The 19,523-nt window shown below is 63.7% G+C and carries 11 protein-coding genes; 10 read left to right on the top strand and 1 reads right to left on the bottom strand.

Annotated elements, in window-relative coordinates; genetic code table 11:
• The first annotated feature begins 607 nt into the window (after positions 1-607).
• From UP09_RS24645 to UP09_RS24625, 5 genes are all read left to right on the top strand, one after another.
• Entirely contained in the window at positions 608-9,751 is a 9,144-nt protein-coding gene (locus tag UP09_RS24645) for a cadherin domain-containing protein (RefSeq protein ID WP_044540881.1), read from the top strand.
• 300 nt (positions 9,752-10,051) lie between these two features.
• Entirely contained in the window at positions 10,052-10,549 is a 498-nt protein-coding gene (locus UP09_RS24640; RefSeq protein ID WP_197082734.1) for a phage tail protein, read from the top strand.
• Between the two features lie 11 nt (positions 10,550-10,560).
• Positions 10,561-11,064 carry a phage tail protein gene (locus tag UP09_RS24635; protein ID WP_044540879.1) on the top strand — a complete coding sequence of 168 codons (504 nt, stop codon included), beginning with the start codon at positions 10,561-10,563 and terminating at the stop codon, positions 11,062-11,064.
• 9 nt (positions 11,065-11,073) lie between these two features.
• Positions 11,074-11,601 carry a phage tail protein gene (locus UP09_RS24630; RefSeq protein WP_044540878.1) on the top strand — a complete coding sequence of 176 codons (528 nt, stop codon included), beginning with the start codon at positions 11,074-11,076 and terminating at the stop codon, positions 11,599-11,601.
• Between the two features lie 22 nt (positions 11,602-11,623).
• The gene (locus UP09_RS24625) at positions 11,624-12,166 is read left to right on the top strand and encodes a GNAT family N-acetyltransferase (protein WP_245302184.1); all 543 of its coding nucleotides are present in this window, start codon (positions 11,624-11,626) and stop codon (positions 12,164-12,166) included.
• On the opposite strand, the gene UP09_RS24620 is transcribed toward UP09_RS24625, so the two are convergent.
• Positions 12,148-12,450, bottom strand: a complete 303-nt coding sequence (locus UP09_RS24620) for a DUF6916 family protein (protein ID WP_245302182.1) — start codon at positions 12,448-12,450, stop codon at positions 12,148-12,150. The genes UP09_RS24625 and UP09_RS24620 overlap by 19 nt on opposite strands.
• 377 nt (positions 12,451-12,827) lie before the next feature.
• Here UP09_RS24620 and UP09_RS24615 point away from each other — a divergent pair, with 377 nt between their 5' ends.
• The 5 genes from UP09_RS24615 (at position 12,828) to UP09_RS24595 (ending at position 19,519) form a co-directional block, all read left to right on the top strand.
• Positions 12,828-13,982 (top strand): iron-containing alcohol dehydrogenase, encoded by a 1,155-nt coding sequence (locus UP09_RS24615; protein ID WP_044540875.1) that lies wholly within the window; start codon positions 12,828-12,830, stop codon positions 13,980-13,982.
• A 16-nt stretch (positions 13,983-13,998) separates the two neighbouring features.
• The gene (locus tag UP09_RS24610) at positions 13,999-15,549 is read left to right on the top strand and encodes an AMP-binding protein (protein WP_044540874.1); all 1,551 of its coding nucleotides are present in this window, start codon (positions 13,999-14,001) and stop codon (positions 15,547-15,549) included.
• Positions 15,550-15,617: 68 nt separating this feature from the next.
• Positions 15,618-16,505 carry a TauD/TfdA dioxygenase family protein gene (locus UP09_RS24605; protein ID WP_044540873.1) on the top strand — a complete coding sequence of 296 codons (888 nt, stop codon included), beginning with the start codon at positions 15,618-15,620 and terminating at the stop codon, positions 16,503-16,505.
• A 381-nt stretch (positions 16,506-16,886) separates the two neighbouring features.
• The gene (locus UP09_RS24600) at positions 16,887-18,482 is read left to right on the top strand and encodes an ABC transporter substrate-binding protein (RefSeq protein ID WP_044540872.1); all 1,596 of its coding nucleotides are present in this window, start codon (positions 16,887-16,889) and stop codon (positions 18,480-18,482) included.
• 89 nt (positions 18,483-18,571) lie between these two features.
• A complete protein-coding gene (locus UP09_RS24595; protein WP_044540871.1) occupies positions 18,572-19,519 on the top strand; it encodes an ABC transporter permease in 948 nt (315 codons plus the stop codon).
• The last annotated feature ends 4 nt before the right edge of the window (positions 19,520-19,523 follow it).

The following is a 19,523-nucleotide window of genomic DNA, read 5'->3' as shown; positions in this document are numbered from 1 at the left end:
CCGCCGGATCAAGCAAAATAGTTACGCAGTCTGAAAGCCTTACGGCGCGATCGGGCGCTAAGGCCGAGCGGAAGGGGCAGGATCGCTGACATATCGGGATCGCAAGCTAGCCCCTTGTTCCATCATGGAGCAATCACAAGGCGAGTAAGTGACACAGGCTTGTCACATCGCATCGATCCTCGCGTGCGCTGCAAAGATATTGAGCGACGGGCGCCAGCATGCGGCCAATTGAAGCACTCTACCTCCCGGTGCGGAGTACCCATCAAGGTTACCGGCAGGCCTTCATCCGGACATACATTGACACATCGAAGCATCGCCCATACGGTCATGGTTGCCAAAGAGTGAATTTTGTTGGCCGCCGCATTTTTCTTGAACATTCAATGGGTTTCAGTCGCGGCGTGAGTGAGGCGACTGCGTTATGGCAAGTGCATTTCAACTGGCTGGCGTATTTGCGCCGACGGCGCGGCCTTCTCGTGTTTCCGGCCAACCCAAACAGCCCCCTGCACACAGCACAGACGATCAACCCCGACGTGTGAACGGGTTCACACGTCATCATTTCCGACAAGCGTAGTTATTGACCGGTTTCTGACCGGTTGCAGGAGTGACCATGACGACCATACCTGCCTATACAATCGGTGGTTTAACCCGACCGGAACTTCATCTCGATTCGGCAGGAAATATCGTCCTCGACGGCGCCGCGACGGCGTTTGCCGCACAATACGGCCTGCAATATCTCTATCTCGGCTGTCCTCCCGGCACCCCCTGGCCGCCGGTCAGCGCCTCACTGTCGACGCCGCTGGATACCAATTCCGCCGCCAACAGCGTGCTCGAGGGCGCGGCTGCCAACACAGCCGTCAACCTCACGGTGTCGGCAACCAGTTCGGCCGGCAATCCCGTCACCTATTCGCTGACGGGGGATTCCTCCGGCGGCGGCTTCAAGATCGATCCGCACACCGGTGTGGTCACGGTCGCAGATCCGACCAAGATCGATTTCGAGAGCAGCGCGGGCCACGCCTACACGGTCACGGTGCTGGCCAATGACGGCATTCTCACCTCGTCGCAGAATTTCACGATCGCGGTCAACGACGTCGCCCCGGTAGCGCCGACTGACAGCAATGCCGCCGCCAACACGATCGCCGAAGGTGCGGCCGCCGGCACGCTGGTCGGCATTACCGCGCATTCGACCGACGTCAACGGCGGCACCGTGACCTATTCGCTCGCCACCGACAGCTCCGGCGGCGGCTTCAAGGTCGATCCGCACACCGGCGTCGTCACCGTCGCCGATCCCACGAAGATCGACTACGAGAGCGCACCCGGTCACGCCTATACGATCACGGTCTCGGCCAGCGACGGCACGCTGGCGAGTTCACAGACCTTCACCATCGGCGTCACCGACGTCGCGCCGTCGGCACCCGTCGACAGCAACGCCGCAGCCAACACGGTCGCCGAAGGCGCGGCCGCCGGCACCGCCGTCGGCATCACCGCGCATGCGACCGACATCAACGGCCCCGCCGTGACCTATTCGCTGACCGGCGATACCTCCGGCGGCGGCTTCACGATCGATCACAACACCGGCGTCATCACCGTCGCCGATCCCACCAAGATCGACTACGAGACCGCGCCCGGCCATGCCTACACCGTCACCGCGCAGGCCAGCGACGGCACACTGACGAACTCGCAGACCTTCACCATCGCCGTCTCCGACGTCGCCCCCTCGGCGCCTTCTGACACCGACGCCTCCGCCAACACGGTTGCCGAAGGCGCTGCTGCTGGCTCGACCGTCGGCGTCACCGCGCACTCGACCGACGTCAACGGCCCCCCCGTGACCTATTCGCTGGTCGGCGATACCTCCGGCGGTGGCTTCACCATCAATGCGGCGACCGGCGTCGTCACCGTCGCCGATCCCACCAAGATCGATTACGAAACCGCGCCCGGTCACGCCTACACCGTCACCGCGCAGGCCAGCGATGGCACGCTGACGAACTCGCAGACCTTCACCATCGCCGTCAGCGACGTCGCGCCGTCGACACCGGTCGACAGCGACGCCACCGCCAACGCGGTCACCGAGGGGGCCGCCAATGGCACCACGGTCGGCGTCACCGCGCATTCGACCGACGTCAATGGCCCGCCCGTGACCTATTCGCTGGTCGGCGACACCTCGGGCGGCGGCTTCACCATCAATGCCGCGACCGGCGTCGTCACCGTCGCCGACGGCACCAAGATCGACTACGAAAGCGCGCCCGGCCACGCCTACACCGTCACCGCGCAGGCCAGCGACGGCACGCTGACGAACTCGCAGACCTTCACCATCGGCGTCAACGATGTCACGATCGGCGCGCCGACCGACACCAACGCGGCGCCCAACAGCGTCGTGGAAGGCGCCGCCAACGGCTCCACGGTCGGCATCACCGCGTCCGCGATCGATCCGAACGGCCCCCCGACGACCTATGCTCTGATCGGCGATACCTCCGGCGGCGGCTTCACGATCAATGCCGCGACCGGCGTCGTCACCGTCGCCGATGCCACCAAGGTCGACTACGAGACCGCGGCCGGCCACGCCTACACCGTCGATGTGCAGGCCACCAACGGCGCGACGGTGACATCGCAGAACTTCACCATCGCCGTCACCGATGTCGCGCCATCGGCGCCGACTGACAGCGACGCCGCCGCCAACACGATCGCGGAAGGCGCAGCCAACGGCTCCACCGTAGGTGTCACCGCGTCCTCGACCGACGTCAACGGCCCGGCCGTGACCTATTCACTGACCGGCGACACCTCCGGTGGCGGCTTCACCATCAACGCCGCGACCGGCGTCGTCACCGTCGCCGATGCCACCAAGATCGATTACGAGACCGCGCCCGGCCATGCCTACACCGTCACCGCGCAGGCCAGCGACGGCACGTTGACGAACTCGCAGACCTTCACCATCGCCGTCACCGATGTCGCGCCGTCGGCGCCGGTCGACAGCGACGCGTCGGCCGACACGATTACGGAAGGCGCCGCCAACGGTTCAACCGTCGGCATCACCGCGCATTCGACCGATATCAACGGCCCGGCCGTAACCTACTCGCTGACCGGCGACACCTCCGGTGGCGGCTTCACCATCGACCACAACACCGGCGTGATCACCGTCGCCGATGCCACCAAGATCGACTACGAATCCGCGCCTGGCCATGCCTACACCGTCACCGCGCAGGCCAGCGACGGCACGCTGACAAACTCGCAGACCTTCACCATCGCCGTCACCGACGCCGCGCCGTCGACACCCACCGACAGCGACGCCGCCGCCAACACGGTGGTCGAAGGTGCCGCCAATGGCTCGACCGTCGGCATCACCGCGCATTCGACCGACGTCAACGGCCCGGCGGTAACCTATTCGCTGGTCGGCGACACCTCCGGCGGCGGCTTCACCATCAATGCGGCCACCGGCGTCGTCACCGTCGCCGACAGCACCAAGATCGACTACGAAAGCTCGCCCGGCCATGCCTACACCGTCACCGCGCAGGCCAGCGACGGTACGCTGACGAACTCGCAGGCCTTCACGATCGCCGTCACCGACGCCGCGCCTTCGACCCCGGTCGACAGCGACGCCGCCGCCAACACGATTGCCGAGGGTGCGGTCAACGGCTCGACCGTCGGTGTCACTGCGTCCTCGACCGACATCAACGGTCCGGCCGTGACCTATTCGCTGACCGGCGACACCTCCGGTGGCGGCTTCACCATCAATGCCGCGACCGGCGTCATCACCGTCGCCGACAGCACGAAGATCGACTACGAAAGCGCGCCCGGCCATGCCTATACCGTCACCGCGCAGGCCAGCGACGGCACACTGACCAACTCGCAGACCTTCACCATTGCCGTCAGCGACGTTGCGCCATCGACGCCGGTTGACACCGACGCGACCGCCAACGCGGTCACCGAGGGCGCCGCCAACGGCTCCACCGTCGGCGTCACCGCGCATTCGACCGACGTCAACGGCCCCGCCGTGACCTACTCCCTGACCGGCGACACATCCGGCGGCGGCTTCACCATCAATGCCGCGACCGGCGTCGTCACCGTCGCCGACAGCACCAAGATCGATTACGAAACCGCGCCCGGCCACGCCTACACCGTCACCGCGCAGGCCAGCGACGGCACGCTGACGAACTCGCAGACCTTCACCATCGCCGTCGCCGACGCCGCGCCGTCGACACCTACCGACAGCGACGCCGCCGCCAACACCGTGGTCGAGGGTGCCGCCAATGGCTCGACCGTCGGTGTCACCGCGCATTCGACCGACGTCAACGGCCCGGCCGTGACCTATTCACTGGTCGGCGACACCTCCGGTGGCGGCTTCACCATCAATGCAGCGACCGGTATCATCACCGTCGCCGATGCCACCAAGATCGATTACGAAACCGCAGCCGGCCATGCCTACACCGTCACCGCGCAGGCCAGCGACGGCACGCTGACCAACTCGCAGGCCTTCGTCATCGCAGTCACCGACGTCGCGCCGTCGACCCCGGTCGACAGCGATGCCTCCGTCGACCAGGTCGCGATCAGCGCGCCGGCCGGTACCTATGTCGGCATCACCGCGTCCTCGACCGACGTCAATGGACCGGCCGTGACCTATTCGCTGGTCGGCGACACCTCCGGCGGCGCCTTCACCATCGATCCCACAACAGGCAAGGTCACGGTCGCCGATCCCAGCAAGATCCACATAGCCGATCCGTCCTACGACATCACGGTCGACTCCAGCGACGGCACGCTGCATAGCCAGCACAGCTTCACCATCGCCGTCGTTATCGATGCGGCCCCGGTCGTCACCGCGGGCCACACCCTGGCCTATACCGAAAACCAGGCCGCGACCGCGATCGATCCGGCGATGACGGTCACCGATTCCGACAATGCCAACCTCGCGCATGCGACGGTGCAGATCACTGGCGGCTACGTCAACGGCGAGGACATCCTCGGCTTCACCGACACCGCCCATATCACCCACTCGTTCGACGCCGCGACCGGCACGCTGACCCTGACCGGCAGCGACACCGTCGCCGATTATCAGGCCGCGCTGGACTCCGTGACCTACTTCAACACCAGCGACAACCCGTCCGGCGCGCCACGCACCGTCACCATCGTAGCCAATGACGGCACGCTCGACAGCTCACACGTCACCGACACCATCAACGTCACGCCGGTCAACGATCCGCCCGTCGTCACCGCCAGCCACGCGCTTAACTACATCGAGAACCAGCCCGCCACCGAGTTCGACCCGGCGATCACCGTGTCCGACGTCGACAACACCACGCTCGCATCGGCGACGGTGCAGATATCGGGCAACTACGCCAACGGCCAGGACATCCTCGGCTTCGTCAACACCGCCCACATCACCGGCTCGTTCAACGCCGCGACCGGCATGCTGACGCTGACCGGCAGCGACACGGTCGCGGACTACCAGGCCGCGCTCGCCTCAGTGACCTATTTCAACAACAGCGACAATCCGTCCGGGCTCGACCGCACCGTCACGATCATTGCCAATGACGGCACCGCCAACTCCACCGCGGTCACCGACACCATCCATGTCACGCCGGTCGACGACGCGCCGGTCACGTCAGCCGGCGCCAGCAGCCCGCTGAACTATCTCGAGAACCAGGTCGCGACCGCGATCGATCCGACCGTCACGGTATCAGACGTCGACAACGCCAACATGGTCAGCGCGACGGTGACGATCTCCAGCAACTTCGTCTCTGGCGAGGATGTGCTCGGCTTCACCGACCAGAACGGCATCCATGGCTCGTACAACGCCCTGACCGGCGCGCTGAGCCTGACCGGCTCGTCCAGCGTTGCGAACTACGCGGCCGCGCTCGACTCGGTCACCTATTTCAACTCGAGCGACAACCCGTCCGGGCTCGATCGCACCGTCAGCTACGGCGTCGATGACGGCACGCTCCCGAGCAACCTCTCAACCGCGACCATCCACGTCACGCCGGTCAACGATCCGCCGGTGGTGACCTTCGGCGCGATCACCGGCTTCACCGAGCCGCCGAACGGCACGCCGGCCGCGAATTCGGTCCCGATCACGATTGCGCCCAGCCTCACGATATCAGACGTCGACAGCAGCAATCTGACCAGCGCGACCTTCGTGCTGAACGACCTCAAGCCGTCGGATGCGCTGTCGATCTCGGGCCATGCCGGGGCGAGCGGCGATATCGGCAGCATCCACTTCGACATCAGCAGCACGGCCACCACCGAAACCGTGACGTTAACGGGCACCGACACGATCTCGAATTACAATTCCGTGCTCGACTCCATCCAGTTCAACAACACCAGCGAGAATCCCGACCAGACCGCGCGCTCCTATACCGTGACCGCGGTCGATGACGGCGCCACGGGCGCGCCCAACAACAACACCGGCTCGGCCAGCACGACCGGGACCGTCACTGCGGTCGACGATGCGCCGACCGCGGCCGTCCCCGCGGATTCATCGATCGGCACCGCGTTTTCGCACACCGATCTCGCGATCTCGGGGCTGTCCGTCGCCGACGTCGATGCCGGCAGCGGCAACGTCACCGCGACGATCTCCTCGGGTCACGCGGCGCTGAACTTCACCACGACAGGGCTCGCCAGTTTCACCAACAACGACACCCACACCGTGACGCTCACCGGCACGGTCGCGCAGGTCAACACCGCGCTGGCGACGCTGACCTACAACAGCGACGATGGCTTCACCGGCTCAGACACGGTGACGCTGAACGTCAATGACAACAGCAACACCGGCACCGGCGGCCCGCAGACCTCGGGCGCTCACACCTTCCATGTCGGTGTCGTCCCGCAGGTGTTCTATATCGACAATTCGGCGGCCGGCAGCACAAACGCCGGTACCGAGGCGAACCCCTACACGTCGATCGCGGCCTTTAACGCGGCGAACCCGGCGGGTTCGGGCGATTACGTCGTGCTGGAGCACGGCACCGGCACCTATAGCGAAGCCAACGGCATCAACCTCGCCAATGGCGTCAACCTGATCGGCGGCAGCCAGACCCTGCAATTCACCAATCCGGTGACCAGCGCGGTGGTGACCGCCAATGTCGGTTCGGGCACCGATCCGGTCATCAAGCTGACCGCCGGTTCCGCCGACAACGGTATCGATCTGCTCGGCACTTCGGGCCACACCATCTCGCACGTCGCCGTCGATACCACGCTGGGCACCGGAATGGGCATCAGCGACGACGGCAACAGTGTCGGCACCGTCACGATGTCCGGTATCGTGGTCAGCACGGCGTCGGGCAACGGCCTGGGCTTCACCCATGGCGGCACCGTGGCCGTGACCGGCACGGGCAACACGATATTGTCCCTCACGGGCACCGCGCTTGACATCGAGAACACGACGATCAGCGCCAGTGGCCTGACCTTCCAGAGCATCTCGTCCACGGGTTCATCGACTCATGCCGGCATCATTCTCGACACCACGGGAACGTCCGGCGGGCTGACGATCACCGGCACCGGGGCCGCCGGCTCCGGCGGCACGATCAATGGCAAGACGGGCAGCGACATCCTCTCCGGCACCGACGCCGGCGGGCAAACGACATCGGGCAACGGCGGCACCGGTATTTACCTGCACAGTACGTCCAACGTCTCGCTGACCGACGTGGCGCTGCACGACTTCAGCAACTTTGCGATTTACGGCAACAACGTCACCGGCTTCACGCTCGCCAACAGCACGATCAGCGGCACCAACGGCACCAACAATGCCGGGGACCAGGAGGAGAGCAGCATCCGGTTCGACAATCTGCTCGGCACCTCCTCGATCACGGGATCGAGCATCTCCGGCGGATACCAGGGGAATATCGACCTCTACAATACCAGCGGCACGCTGAACCGGCTGACGATGGACAGCGACACGTTCGGCCTGATCAACACGACCGGTGGCAACGACAACGTCCGCGGGCAGGTCTACAACACCGCGACTGCCAATTATACCGTCACCAACAGCACCTTTGCCGGCACCAAGGCCGACTTCATCGCGTTCGCGGCCAACAACAACACGTCGATGGACGCCGTGGTCCGGAGCAATACGTTCCACAACGGCCAGGCCATCGTTCCCGGCGGCGGCACCGCGGTCGATATCAGAAGCGGATCCGGCGGCAATGTCTCCGCCGCGACCACCACGTTCGACATCTCGCACAACATTCTGACCGACGGCGGCGCCAACGCGTTCGATACCGTCGGCATCTTCGTCGCGAAGGGCCAGGACAACGGGACCATGTCCGGCACCATCGCCAGCAACCAGGTCGGCCCGGCGCTGTCGGGCTCGAACTCCGACGGCATCTTCGTCCGCGACGCCGGCCACGGCTCCCTGACGACGCTGATCCAGAACAACACCATCACCGGGGTCGGCGACTCCGGTATCGCGTTGCAGAACAATGACGGCAGCTCGACATTGAACGCCACGCTGTATGGCAACTCGGTGTCGTCTCCGACCTCGGCTTTTCCGTTTGCCGCACTCGACGTCGAGAATGGCGCGACGGCGACCGACACCAGCACGACGAATATCGTCGTTGGTTCGGGGAACGGCGTGACCGGCACCAAAAACACCCTGACCGATAACTCGCTCTACGCCACCGACGTCGAGCTGAGCAACTTCAACAGTTCCACCCATCTGAACCTGTCGAAGAACGGCTCGGGTTCAGGCACTCCACAGGGCGTCATTACCGACGACAATAATGGGTCGCCCAACGTCGACACCACGGGCGGAAGCGGCTCGACGACGCTGGTCACCACGCTGCCGGCACTTCCCGCGGTGGTCGCGCCGCTGCTCACCGCGGCAGGCGGCGTGCAGGCTTCGACGCCGACCACAGGCGAGATGCACCTGACGCAGAACGAGCTCGACTCGGTCGTGGCGGCAGCCATCGCCGAATGGGCGGCAGCCGGCGCCAGCGCGGCCCAGATCGCCGCACTACAGGCCGTCACCTTCAGCGTCGCCGACCTGTCCGGCCAGATCCTCGGCCAGGAAGGGTCCGGCCATATCACTGTTGACACCGATGCCGCCGGCCAAGGCTGGTTTGTCGATCCGACACCGTCTGTTAATTCTGAATTCACCCACGCCCTCAATGCCTCCGGAACCAATCTGCTGACGGATGCATCGAGCGCCGCAGCGGGTCACATCGATCTCTTGACCACCGTCGTCCATGAATTGGGGCACGTGCTCGGCCTGCCCGATTCCACGTCGCCCTCCGATACCAACGACCTGATGTATATCGGCCTCGCCGACGGCGAACGCCGGCTGCCGACCGCCACCGACGTCGCACATGCCAGTGTGGCGCCGAACTCCGCCTTCCAGGCTATCGCCAGCAATACGGCGGCGCCCCCGGTCAGTGTTGGCGCTGCGCCAGCGGCCTCAACGCCGTCGCCAGCAGCGCCGCCGGTGGCCCCGAGCGACAGCGGCCATTCGATTGGCGGCAGCGCGGGTGGGGCTTTCGTGTTCGCCCACACCGATGCGTCGCCGCCGCCACCGAGCACCGTCACGCCCGTCGGCCTGATCGGAGGCGACAGTTTCGACTTCTCCGCGTTCACCTCGGCACCGGCGCAACACGTCACTGTCGCAAGCCCGGCGATGAGCCCCGGCGTCACGCAGGGGAATTGGGCCGACCTCCTGAGCTGGCATGACGCCCACAGCACTATTGGACTGGGTGATGCTTCAGGCGGCGTCGGAGCCTTGCCGACCGACACTCACACCGTAGCCCTGGGCGGCTATCATCACGACCTGATCGTTTGACCCGGGATGATACAAACACAACGCCTGCCGGATCGATTCGGCAGGCGTTTCTGATGTGGCGCCGCATCGCGGATGATCGATGCGTGACGCTGTTTTCGCGGGCAGATCACGCGACAGGCGATCGAACAAAAAATTACGGAAGCCGAGCTATCGTTGAGGTTGCGCTTACCTGAAAACACGCTATCGTGCGCTTCGTCGTCGCATGATGCGCATTACTAGACATTTCTTATTCATCAAGACAGTTTCATCAAGACAGTTTCATCAAGACACTCGCAAAACAGATAGTTTAGCGGAGGATCGATGTCCGTACCGTTTCTCTCGGAAGTCCGGATGATGTCGTTCAACTTCCCGCCGAAGGGTTGGGCGCTCTGCAACGGGCAGTTGTTGCCGATCAATCAGAACCAGGCGCTGTTCTCGCTGCTCGGCACCACCTATGGCGGCGACGGACGGGTCAATTTCGGACTGCCCAACCTGCAAGGCAGGGTGCCGATGCATATGGGCTCCGGCCACACGCTGGGCGAACTCGGGGGTGAACAATCTCACACCCTGACGATATCGGAGCTGCCGCTGCACCCGCACATCTTTCAGGGCACGTCCAACAACGCCAATGCCCCGGTAGTCACCGGTACTTTGATGGCGACGTCAGCCAATCTTTACACTGCCGCCAGCAATATGACCTCGCTGGTGCCGAGCACCGTCGGCAATGTCGGCGGCTCGCAGGCCCATGAAAACATGCAGCCCTATCTCACGATCAGCTTTTGCATCGCCTTGCAGGGCATTTTCCCCTCGCAGAACTAAAAGGAAGCACCATGAGCCAGCCCTTTGTTGGCGAAATTCGGATGTTCGGCGGCAATTTTGCGCCCGCCGGCTGGGCGCTTTGCCAGGGGCAGACCCTGGCCATTTCCGACAACGACGTTCTCTTCAACCTGATCGGCACCACCTATGGCGGCGACGGCCAGCAGACATTCCAGCTGCCCAACCTGCAAGGCCGCCTGCCGATGCACCAGGGCAACAGTTTCGTCGTTGGACAGAACGCGGGCGCGGAAACGGTCACACTGACCGTCCAGACAATTCCCTCTCACTCCCATCCCATGGGAGCGTCGCTCAACAACGCCTTGGTCAGCACCGTCGCGGGCAATGTCGTCGGATCGGTGGGAGCGACGCAAATCTACCGCGAGGCGGCGGCGGCCTCGCCGATGGCAAATTCGGCATGCTCGTTCACCGGCGGCAGCCAGCCTCACGATAACATGCAGCCTTATTTGTGCGTCAACTTCATTATTTCGCTGTTCGGCATCTTTCCAAGCCAAACCTAGGACGGGACCATGTCTGATCCATTCGTGGCCGAGATACGCATCTTCCCGTTCAACTTTCCGCCGAAGGGCTGGGCCTTCTGCGATGGGCAGCTCCTGCCGCTCTCGCAGAACACGGCGCTCTTCTCCCTGCTCGGAACCACCTACGGCGGCGACGGCAAGAGCAACTTCGCGTTGCCCAACATGCAAGGCAATGCGCCGATGCAGCAGGGGCAAAGCACCAGCGGCACCCAATTCTTTCTGGGACAAACCGACGGTTCCGATACGGTGACCGTACTGCAATCGGAAATCCCGAACCACAATCATCCGATCCAGGGCAATATCGGGACATCAGACCTGGCCACACCCAGTCCGGCGCGCGCGCTAGCAAGAGCAAATCCGGGCCAAGCCTACAGCACGACACTGACCCCGCTCGTGCAATTTTCCCAAACCGGTTCGATTTTGCCGGTGGGTGGCAGTCAGCCTCACAACAACCTGATGCCCTACCTCACGTTGAATTTCTGCATCGCGATGCAAGGCATCTTCCCGCCGCGCACCTAAAGCCGCCATGGCGGATGATGTTGTGAGTGCGGATACGGACGGCGCGGCGGTCGGATGGAAACGCGCCGCGGATACAGGCCTGACCTTCCGTCGTATCACCGATGCCGATTTGCCGTTCCTCGCGCGGCTCTATGCGTCGACCCGCACCGAGGAGCTCGCTGCGGCGCCGTGGAGCGAGGATCAGAAGGCCGCGTTCCTCGACATGCAGTTCCGCGCCCAGCATGCGCATTACCAGCAGTATTATCCGACGGCCTACTGGCTGGTGACGATGCGGGCCGGGGAGAACATCGGCCGTCTCTATCTCGACCGCTGGCCGAGCGAACATTGCATCATCGATATCGCCTTCCTGCCGGACCATCGCGGAACGGGTCTCGGCGGCGCGCTGATCCGCGACCTGCTCGACGAGGCCGCGGCAGCCGGCAAAGCGATGTCGATCCATGTCGAGAAGTTCAATCCCGCCATGAGGCTCTACCGCCGGCTCGGCTTCGTCACCGAGGAAGACAAGGGCGTCTACGACCTGATGCGCTGGCGCGCCACAGCCGACGCTCAGGTAAAGATCGCCTGATAGCCGTTGCCGTCCGCGACTGGCCCGATCGGCACCAGGAAGATCTCCATCGTGCCGAGCGCCGGATGCTTGACCGGATAGATCGCCTGCGGCAACGCGTCAGCCTTTGGGCCGACGAACAGCAGCGAGAACGCACCACCCTGCCGCCCGCTATTGCCGGCCGGATCGACCTTGGTCAGCTTGAGCAGCACGACACGCTCGGTTGCCTGCAGTTCGAAGACGGCGTCCTTGTGCGGCGTGAAGTCGTCGATGTGCAGTTTCGATAGATCCACCGATACAGTCATGCCCATGCTTCCTTCCATTGTCGCCGAGCTGTAGCATGCCGTGGCGCGCGACAAAATGACCCGACGGGCAACTCAGTCGAAACCTGTATGCGAACGTATGACTCACCAGCCGTGTAACAAATTCGCTGTCGTCCCGGGCTTGACCCGGGACCCATAGCCACAAATGGCAATTGTTGCGCGACGCTGGGGCCACAGCTTACTTCAACAACGCAACCCTGTGGTTATGGGTCCCTGCTTTCGCAGGGACGACAGCAGCGGAATGACCGGGTCAACCGCACCATACCACCCCCCGCCCCTGATGACGGCCCGGATTTCCTCCGCTAACCTGCCCCGAACCGCTGCCGGCAAAGGCAGGCAAGACAAGGGAGGACAGCCGCGTGCATCGAGGCCGTGTCGTATTCGGCGCCATGGACGAGGTCGTGTTCGGACGGCCCGCTCGCGAGGCCGTCGTCGAGCAGCTCGACCGGCTCGGCGCGCAACGCGCCTTCCTGATGGTATCAGGGACGCTGAACCGCGAGACCGACGAGATCGACAAGGTCCGCCAGGCGCTCGGAACCCGCTGTGTCGGCACCTTCGACCGGATGCCGGCACACACGCCGCGCGCCGCGGTCATATCGGCGACCGAACAGGCCCGCGCCGCCAAAGCCGACCTGATCGTCACCATCGGCGGCGGCTCGATCACCGACGGCGCCAAGGCGGTGCAGCTTTGCCTCGCCAACAACGTCACCACATCGGACGGCATCGACGGTATCAGGACCCATGGCGGCGTTTCGCCCGAGATGAAGGCGCCTGTCGTGCGCCAGATCAGCGTGCCGACCACGATCGCCGGCGGCGAGTTCTCCGCGATCGCCGGCGTCACCAACGAGGCCAAGCGGCAAAAGGAGATGCTGCGCCATCCGCTGGTGATGCCGCGCGCGACCATTCTCGATCCGGAACTGTCGGTGCACACGCCGGACTGGCTGTTCCTGTCGACCGGCATCCGCGCCGTCGACCATTGCGTCGAGGGCATCTGTTCGCGCGAGGCGCACCCTTACGGCGACGCGCAGGCGCTCAAGGGCCTCGAAATGCTGGCCCAAGGCCTGCCGCGAGTGAAGGCGAATCCGAAGGATCTTTCCGCGCGGATGGACTGCCAGATCGGCACCTGGCTTTCGACCGGCCCGCTCGCCTCGGGCGTGCCGATGGGCGCCAGCCACGGCATCGGCTACGTGCTCGGCGCCGAGTTCGACGTGCCGCACGGCTACACGTCCTGCGTGATGCTGCCTTCGGTGATGCGTTGGAACAAACGCGACAATGCCGACCGCCAGGCGCTGGTCGCGGCCGCGATGGGCCATCCGGGCGAAGACGCCGGCGACGTGCTCGACCGCTTCATCCGCGATCTCGGCATGCCGCGCAGCCTGCAGGACGTGCACGTCGGCCCCGAGCATTTCGACCGAATCGCGGTGCAGGCGATGCGAACACCCTGGGTGCCGCGCAATCCGCGCCAGATCGACGGCCCGGCCCAGGTGCGTGAAATTCTGATGATGGCTGCCTAGGGGAAAATGAGGTTCGATGTACACCGGCAAGCATGCTTACCTGCGCCCGCTGCAGCCCGCCTTCATCATGGCTGCGACCGGCGAGATCGTCACCTATCGCGAGCTGGAGGCGCGCAACAACCGCCTCGCACACCTGTTCCGCAAGCGCGGGATGGAGCGGCTCGACCACTATTCGATCTTCATGGAGAACAACAACCGCTACCTCGAGGCCTGCGGCGCCGGCGAGCGCTCCGGCCTGTATTTTACCTGCGTCAACTCCTTCCTCACCGCGAGCGAACTCGCCTATATCCTCACCAACAGCCAGTCGCGGATCCTGATCACCTCGAAGCTGAAGCTCGACATTGCGCGCGAGGCGCTGAAGCAATGCTCCGACGTAGAACTCTGCATTGTCGTCGACGGCCAAAGCGAGAGCGATCGTATCGTCGGGCTGGAACAGGCGACCGCCGGCCTGCCGAGCACACCGATCGCGGACGAGTTCGCGGGCACCGCGATGCTCTATTCCTCCGGCACCACCGGCCGCCCCAAGGGCATTTTGCGGCCGCTGCCGGAGCAGCCGCCGTCAGAGAACCTGCCGCTGTTCGATTTCCTGACCAAGCTCTGGCACTACCGCGAAGGCATGGTCTATCTGTCGCCGGCGCCGCTCTACCACTCCGCGCCGCAGGCCGCGGTCAATCTCACCATCCGCATCGGCGGCACCGTCGTCATCATGGAGAGCTTTGATCCCGAGCGTTACCTCGAGCTGATCGAGAGATGGGGCATCACCCACAGCCAGCTGGTGCCGACCATGTTCTCGCGGATGCTGAAGCTGCCCGAGAAGGTGCGCCGCCGCTACGACTTGTCATCGCTCGAGATCGCAATCCATGCCGCCGCGCCCTGCCCGGCGCTGGTGAAGGACGACATGATCAAATGGTGGGGCCCGATCATCCACGAGTATTATGGCGCGACCGAAGGCCTCGGCTTTACCGCCTGCGACAGCAAGGAGTGGCTGGCGCATCGCGGCACCGTAGGCCGGGTGCTGCTCGGTGATTTGCATATCCTCGACGAGAACATGCAGCCTTGTCCCAAGGGAACACCCGGCACGGTGTGGTTCAAGACCGCGACGGCCTTTGAATATTTCAACGAACCCGCCAAAACCACCGAGTCCCGCTCGCCGGACGGCAGCATGAGCACGGTCGGCGACGTTGGCTATGTCGACGACGATAACTTCCTCTATCTCACCGACCGCGCCACCTTCATGATCATCTCCGGCGGCGTGAACATCTATCCGCAGGAATGCGAGAACCTGCTGATCACCCATCCCAAGGTCGCCGATGCCGCGGTGTTCGGCGTACCCAATGCCGATCTCGGCGAAGAGGTGAAGGCAGTGGTGCAGCCGATCGACGGCGTCGCGCCAGGACCGGACCTCGCCGAGGAACTGATCGCATTCTGCGCAACGTCGCTGTCACGCCAGAAGGTGCCGCGCACGGTCGATTTCGAGGCCGAACTGCCGCGATTGCCGACCGGAAAACTCTACAAGCGCCTGCTGCGCGACCGCTATTGGGGCAACAAGACCTCGCGGATCGTGTGAGGCCCGTTTGCCCGAGACACCACCTTGGCCTAAGCTCATCACAACAAGAAAAAAGGAAGGATATTCCGATGGAAGTGATCCCACTGGATCCCGGCTTTGGCGCCGAACTGCGCGGCGTCACGCTCGCCGATGTTGCAGCCAGTGATGCCGCCTACGCGGCGGTGCGCGCGGCGTTCGAGGAGCACTCGGTGCTGGTGTTCCGCGGCCAGGAGGTCAATGACGACCTCCAACTCGCGTTCTCGCGCCGCTTCGGGTCGCCCGAGGTGACAAAAGTCGGCTCGATGGGCACCGGCTCACATTTCGTGATTCTCTCGACCTTCGGTCCCGACGGCAAGGTGGTGCCATCGGATCACCTGCAGCAATTGCGAGCCAAGGCCAACCAGCTCTGGCACACCGACTCCTCCTTTAAGCGCGTGCCGGCGCTGACCTCGATCCTGTCGGCGCGGATCATCCCCGAGCATGGCGGCGAGACCGAATTCGTCTCGATGCGGCTTGCTTTCGAGCGGCTCGACGAGGACGTCGCAAAGCGGCTGGAAAATTCCTTCGCCTGGCACTCCTATGCGCATTCGCGCAGCAAGGTCGCCGACGGGCTCGCAACAGTTGCGGAGGTCGATGCGCTGCCGCCGGTGTGCTGGCGCATGGTGTGGCGCAATCCGGTCAACGGCCGCGGCGCACTCTATCTCGCCTCGCACGCGTATGGTGTCGAGGGTATGGACGGTGAGGCCGGCAAGGCTCTGATCGAGGAGTTGACCGCTGCCGCGACCGCGCCCGGCGTCAGCTATCTGCACCAATGGAAACAGGGCGACGTCGTGATGTGGGACAACCGTGCCACCATGCACCGGGGTCGCCCGTGGCCGGCGCATGAAGGCCGCCTGATGATCCGCACCACGATCTCGGCGACCGATGCGGACGGCGTCCCCGGCATGAGCCCGCCCTCCTCGCAGGCGGCGGAGTGAGCGTCTTGTTCTCATCGCACCGTCATCCTGAGGAGCCGCGAAGCGGCGTCTCGAAGGATCGACGGCCACCGGCGGGGCCGTCGATCCTTCGAGGCTCGCTGCGCGAGCGCCTCAGGATGACGGGGAGAATTGAAAGTTCGTTGAACAGGTTGCCTCAGCGACAAACTGCCGCTGACAACTCACCGCATATCGCCGAGATGAGAAGGAAATCCACCACTGAATAGCAAAACAAGCCACCGGTTCCGCGCACAAGCGTCATTATTTCCGGTGTGTCGAAACTTTCATCTTGCTGTGTCATCCGAATTGCCAATCCCCCCAACCCCTCACCGTGGTATCGTCGATGCCAATCGGCCGATGAGACCGAAATTCGTGGAGGGGACCATGCGGAGCGTGCAAGCGCTGGCCATCGCGGTATTGTCTGTGCTGGCAATCAGCGACGTTTCACTGGCCGGCGAGCCGAAATCAGGCGGCATCTTCAGGATCTATCACCGCGACAGTCCCGGCAGCGCCTCGATCCACGAAGGCTCGACCTACTCGATCAACATCCCGTTCATGCCGGTTTTCAACAACCTCGTCATCTTCGACCAGCACATCGCCCAGAACAGCACTGAGACGATCAGGCCCGAGCTCGCGGAGAGCTGGGCCTGGAACGGCGACAACAAGACGCTCACCTTCAAGCTGCGCAGGGACGTGAAATGGCACGACGGCAAGCCGTTCACCTCGGCCGACGTCAAATGCACCTTCGACATGCTGATGGGCAAGTCGCCACAAAAATTCCGGCAGAACCCGCGCAAGTCCTGGTACGACGAGGTCGACGACGTCACGGCCAACGGCGATTATGAGGCCTCATTCAACCTGAAGCGGCCGCAACCCGCGCTGCTGTCGCTGCTCGCCTCAGGCTATACGCCGATCTATCCCTGCCATTTGTCGCCGGCGGAGATGCGCACCAAACCGGTCGGTACCGGCCCGTTCAAGTTCGTCGAGTTCAAGGCCAACGAGTCGATCAAGCTCGTCAAGAACCCGGATTACTTCAAGAAGGGCCTGCCCTATCTCGACGGCATCGAGTTCACCATCATCACCAACCGCTCAACCGCGATCCTGGGCTTCGTCTCCGGCAAGTTCGACATGACGTTCCCGACCGAAGTCTCGATCCCGCTGCTCAAGGACGTCAAGTCGCAGGCGCCCAACGCAGTGTGCGTGGTGGAACCGAACAACGTCTCGACCAACATCATCATCAATTCGAGCGGACCTCCGTTCGACAACATCGACATCCGCCGCGCCCTGGCGCTGGCGCTGGATCGCAAGGCCTTCATCCAGATCATGTTCGAGGGACAGGGCGACATCGGCGGCACCATGGAGCCGGCGCCGTCGGGTCTGTGGGCGATGCCGAAGGACATGATGGAATCCATCCCCGGCTACGGCCCAGACATCGAGAAAAATCGCGAGGAGGCCCGCAAGCTGATGCAGAAAGCCGGCTACGGGCCGGACAAGCATCTGCAGATCAAGGTGTCGACGCGCAACATCGCGGTTTACCGCGACCCCGCCATCATCCTGATCGACCAGATCAAGAGCATCTATATCGACGCCGAGCTCGACGTCGTCGACACCGCGCAATGGTTCCCCAAGATCGCGCGCAAGGACTATTCGCTCGGGCTCAATCTGACAGGCAATGCGGTCGACGAGCCCGACCAGTCCTTTTACGAGAATTATGCCTGCGGCTCGGAGCGCAACTACACCAACTATTGCAACAAGGACATCGAGAAGCTGTTCGACCAGCAGTCGGAGGAAACCGACGTCAGCAAGCGCAAGAAGATGGTCTGGGAGATCGACAAGAAGCTGCAGGAGGACGTCGCGCGTCCGATCATCTTCCATGCCCGGACCGGCACCTGCTGGCAGCCCTATGTGAAGAATGTCACGATCATGTCCAACAGCTCCTACAACGGCTATCGCTACGAAGACGTCTGGCTGGATAAGTAAGGCATAGCGTTTTCGAGCGAAGTGGGAACCGGTTCGCGTGAAGAAAACGCGTCAAAAGAAGAACCAGGCGGGACAGGGAGAGAGCCAGGGTGTTTGCCTATATCGTCCGGCGCCTGTTCCTGATGCTCGTGACCCTGTTCGGGATCTCGGTCATCATCTTCGTGCTGCTGCGGATCGTGCCTGGCAACATCGTCGACATCCTGTTCGACGCGGCCGGCTTCGTCGATCCCGCCGACAAGGCCAATCTTGAGCGCGAACTCGGCCTCAACCAGCCGATCGTGATCCAGTACCTGCACTGGATCGGAGGCCTGCTGCGCGGCGACCTCGGCTATTCCTATGTCTCGGAGAAGCCGGCACTGCAGGAGATCCTGCCGCGGATTCCGATCACAGCGCGGCTCGCCGGGCTGGCGCTGCTGTTCTCCGCCTCGATCGGCATTCCGCTCGGCGTCATCAGCGCCGTCCATCAAGGCTCAAAGCTCGACTATGCGCTGCGCGTGGTCAGCCTCAGTGGCCTGTCGCTGCCGTCGTTCTGGCTCGGCCTGTTGATCCTGATGGCCTCGGTGTCGTTGTTCGGAACCATGCCGATCTTCAATCCGAACCCGAAGACCTGGCTTGAAGCAATCACGATCTATGCGGTACCAGCGATGGCGGTCGGTTTCCGCAGCGCGGCGCTGACCATGCGTATCACGCGGTCCTCGATGCTGGAAATCCTGCGCCAGGACTATATCCGCACCGCGCGCGCCAAAGGCGCCTCGGAAGCCTCGGTCAATTATCGCCATGCGCTGAAGAACGCGGTGCTGCCCGTGATCACCGTGATCGGCATCGAGGCGGCATTCCTGATCGGCGGCCTGATCGTCACCGAGACCGTGTTCAACATCCCCGGCATCGCCCGCTTCCTGGTCGAGGCGCTGCGCTGGCGCGACTATCCGATCGTGCAGAATATCGTGATGCTGATCGCGGTCGTGGTGGTGACCGTGAATTTCGTCGTCGACATGCTCTACGCCGCGATCGATCCGCGCATCCGGTTTGGGGATTAACCCG

The sequence above is a fragment of the Bradyrhizobium sp. LTSP885 genome (assembly GCF_000938305.1).
GTDB lineage: Bacteria > Pseudomonadota > Alphaproteobacteria > Rhizobiales > Xanthobacteraceae > Bradyrhizobium.
The sequence above is the reverse complement of the archived record's forward strand: the minus strand, read 5'-3'. Positions and strand labels throughout refer to the sequence as shown.